This window comes from Roseomonas sp. TAS13, from assembly GCF_001950415.1.
GTDB classification, from domain to species: Bacteria; Pseudomonadota; Alphaproteobacteria; order Acetobacterales; family Acetobacteraceae; genus Roseomonas; species Roseomonas mucosa.
This window is the reverse complement of the sequence record NZ_BDLP01000445.1, coordinates 1-3,157: the sequence shown is the minus strand read 5'-3', so window position 1 is coordinate 3,157 and position 3,157 is coordinate 1. Positions and strand designations below refer to the sequence as shown.

Below are 3,157 nucleotides of genomic sequence, written 5' to 3'. Positions count from 1 at the left end.
GGGCGAGGCCGATCGTTTCCTTCGCGAGGCCGGGGAAGGCCCGGGCGCGCAGGATGGCGATGGCCTCGCCGCGGTTCGCGGGATCGTCCAGCCAGCGCGCGGCGGCGATCACGGCGGCGGTGCAGGCCACGGATTCCTCGCGCCGCATGGCGACGAATTCCTCGGAGAAGGCCAGCATCTTCTCCGGATGACCGGCCCAGATCTCGCCGCTGCTCAGCACGATGCGGCCGGCACCGCGTGCCGCCGCCTCGCTGCCCCAGGGCTCGCCGGCGCAGAAGCCGTCGATCTCCCCGGTCGCCAGCGCATCGCCGGCCCGGGAGGGCGGCAGCACGCAGAGGTGCAGGTCCCGGTCCGGGTTGAGCCCGCCCAGCGCCACCCAGTGGCGCAGCAGGTAGTTGTGCGAGGAGAAGGGGAAGACCACGGCGAGGCGCGGCGGCGCGGGCAGCGCGCGCACCAGCGCGGCGAAGTCCTGCGGCGTCAGCGGCAGAGCCGGGTCGAGCCGCGCGGCAAGGGCGCCGGACAGGACCAGCCGGTTGCCGTTCAGGCCGAGTCCGGCGCCGATCGCCAGCCGATGCCGCACGCCGCCCAGACCGCAGGCCAGGGCGATGGGCATCGGCCCGAGCAGGTGGGCCGCGTCCAGCCCGCCGAAGGCGATCTTGTCGCGCACCGCGGCCCAGGCTGTCTCGGCGGAAAGCACGACCCGCAGCCCGGCGGCGGCGAACATGCCCAGTTCCTGAGCCACCAGCAGCGGCGCGGCGTCGGTCAGCGGCACGAAGCCCAGCCGGAGCAGGCCGGAGCCCAGTTCGCTCAGCAGCACGGGACGGGGAGGGGCGAGGGTTGCGGCAGACACGCGGATCGGGTCCGGACCCCTGGCGGGGATGGCTGGCGATCCGCCCTTGGACCGCTGTCTCGATCCGGGTTCGCTTGCCGCGCGCATCCTTGAGCGCGGCCCCGGTGGGAATGCTTAAATCATAGCCCTGGAGCGAAGGTCAAAACGAAAAGGATTTTAACAAGGGCATTTTTTTACGACCTTGGGCAAATATGCGCACTAGAAAAGCATTTGACTATGAAAGTGTCAGAATTTCTGCTGCCAGATCGATCAGCCTGATCCGCCTCTCCATCGCCATCCGCCGCAGGCGCTTGTAGGCCTCCGGCTCGCTCAGCTTTGCCTGTTGCATCAGGCGCAGCTTGGCGGCGTCGATCAGCTTGCGTTCTGCGAGGCTGGCCCGCGCCTCCTCCAACTCCCGCCGCAGGGCCTGGTGCGCGCGGAAACGCAGGATGGCGACCTCGATGACCGGGCGGACGCGCTCCGGCGACAGGCCCTCCACCACATAGGCAGCCACCCCGGCCTCCAGTGCCGCCTGGATCTGGTCGGTGTCGCCACGTGCGGCGAAGACCACCACCGGGCGCGGCTCGTCCCGGTGCAGCGCGCCCATGCTTTCCAGCGCATCGCGCGAGGGGTCGTCGAGCGCGCAAACGATGACGTCGGCGCCGCTCTCCCGCACGCGGCGGGTGAGCTGCGTCGCATCCGGCGCCACCGCGACCACCGTGCAGCCGGCGGCGGTCAGCCCGGCGCTGACCGTGGCCGCGCGGTCCTCTTCGTCATCCACCAGCAGCACGCGCAAGCGGGGCTCCTGCTTATCCCGGCTGTGCCGTTCCAGTTATTGTGCGCTGCAACGACAAGCAAGGAAGGTGCCGCGCCCCGACCCAGGCAGGCGGCGCAGCCCGTGCCGCGAAGCGAGGCGGGGTTGGGTCAGGAACCCAGGAAACTGGCGCCGAAAGCGGCACCCTGCTCCACCAACGCGGCGGCCTCCCGCGCCAGTGCCACGCCCAGCACACCGGCCGGGATGGAAAGGGCGAGCTGCCGCGTCCGCCATTGCACCAGCACCGCCAGCGCCGCGCCACCCAGGCCGGCGGGCCCCTGCAGCCAGAGCGCGGGCGCGACATAGGCGACGAACAGCGGGCCGGGCAGTTCCCGCAGCATGGTTTCCACGAAGGGCGGCAGGCGGAAGGCCTGGCGCAGGATATGGCCACCGATCCGGCACAGGAAGGTGACCAGGCCCATGCCCAGCACGGCGATCAGCACGTCGCCGCGCAGCAGCCAGGGGGAGTGGGTCATGGCGCGGCCCCGGGCTGGATGTTCCGGCGGCGCGTGGCCAGCCAGGCGGCCAGGAACGCCCCGCCCAGGGCGCCGGACAGCAGCGGCAAGGGCGTCGGCATGCCGAGCAGGAAGAGGCCCAGCGACAGGATGGCGGCCAGCAGCCAGGGCAGCAGGTCTCGCCCGAAGCCGCGCCAGAGCGGCACCAGCAGCGAGATGAAGGCGGAAACGGAGGCGAAGTAGAGCGCATGGCCGGGCGGCAGCACCACGGCGCTGCCCAGCATGTGCCCGCCCACGCAGAAGACGATCCAGCCGACCCAGGTGACGAGGCCGAGGCCGAGCAGAAAGCCCGCATCGACCCGCCCCGCCCGCTCCTCGGTGACGGAGAAGGCCAGGGCATGGTCGGTGACGGTCGCCAACGTGCCCCAGACGCGCCAGCCGCGCAGCCGCACGAACCAGTGCGACAGGGAGGCCGTGATCGGCAGGAAGCGCAGGTTCACCACCAGCGCCGCCACGATGGTCGCCACCACCGGCACCGGATCGGCCCAGAGCTCCAGCGCCAGGAGCTGCGAGGCGCCGGCGAAGACCGTGGCGCCCATCAGCCCGGTTTCCAGCAGCGACAGGCCGTGCGCCTGGGAGATCACGCCGATCACCATGGCGAAGGGCAGGTAGCCGATCAGCAGCGGCAGGGCGGTGCGGGCCCCACGGCGGAGGCCCTCGCGGGTGAAGGGCTCGCGGGGCGATGCGGGGCCCGTCGGTTCCGTCATGCCCATCTCAGTCGCGGCGCGCGGCGAGGAGGCGTTCGGTGGCCTCCTCGGGGGAAAGGTCCAGGGCGCGCTCGGCGATGTCGCGGGGGAAGCCGGCCCGGGCCAGGGCGCCCAGCGCCTTCAGCCGCGCCGCCTCGTCCGCCGGCTCCTCCGCCGCGCCGGGGGCGAAGGGGCCCTGCCGGCGGCGGCGCAGATGCGCCAGGGCGGCGTCGAGCTCGTCGGTGGCGCTGTCCTCCAGCGCCGCGCCCGCGGTTTCCGCCGCCACGCCCTTGCCCGCCAGATGCGCCGCCAC

4 protein-coding genes and 1 pseudogene are annotated in these 3,157 nt (G+C 72.5%); all 5 read right to left on the bottom strand.

The window, feature by feature from the left end; genetic code table 11:
- On the bottom strand, nucleotides 1-850 hold an 850-nt coding region (locus ROTAS13_RS21810; RefSeq protein WP_171979197.1), incomplete at its 3' end, for a CmpA/NrtA family ABC transporter substrate-binding protein.
- A gap of 214 nt (nucleotides 851-1,064) precedes the next feature.
- Nucleotides 1,065-1,619: an ANTAR domain-containing response regulator gene (locus ROTAS13_RS21805; RefSeq protein WP_226946156.1), complete on the bottom strand. Its 555-nt coding sequence runs from the start codon at nucleotides 1,617-1,619 to the stop codon at nucleotides 1,065-1,067.
- A gap of 134 nt (nucleotides 1,620-1,753) precedes the next feature.
- A complete protein-coding gene (locus tag ROTAS13_RS21800; protein WP_019461040.1) occupies nucleotides 1,754-2,119 on the bottom strand; it encodes an AzlD family protein in 366 nt (121 codons plus the stop codon).
- Entirely contained in the window at nucleotides 2,116-2,865 is a 750-nt protein-coding gene (locus ROTAS13_RS21795; RefSeq protein WP_226946126.1) for an AzlC family ABC transporter permease, read from the bottom strand. Before ROTAS13_RS21795 ends, ROTAS13_RS21800 begins: the two co-directional genes overlap by 4 nt.
- A gap of 7 nt (nucleotides 2,866-2,872) precedes the next feature.
- Nucleotides 2,873-3,157, bottom strand: a pseudogene (locus ROTAS13_RS21790) (RecX family transcriptional regulator); the annotation flags it as partial.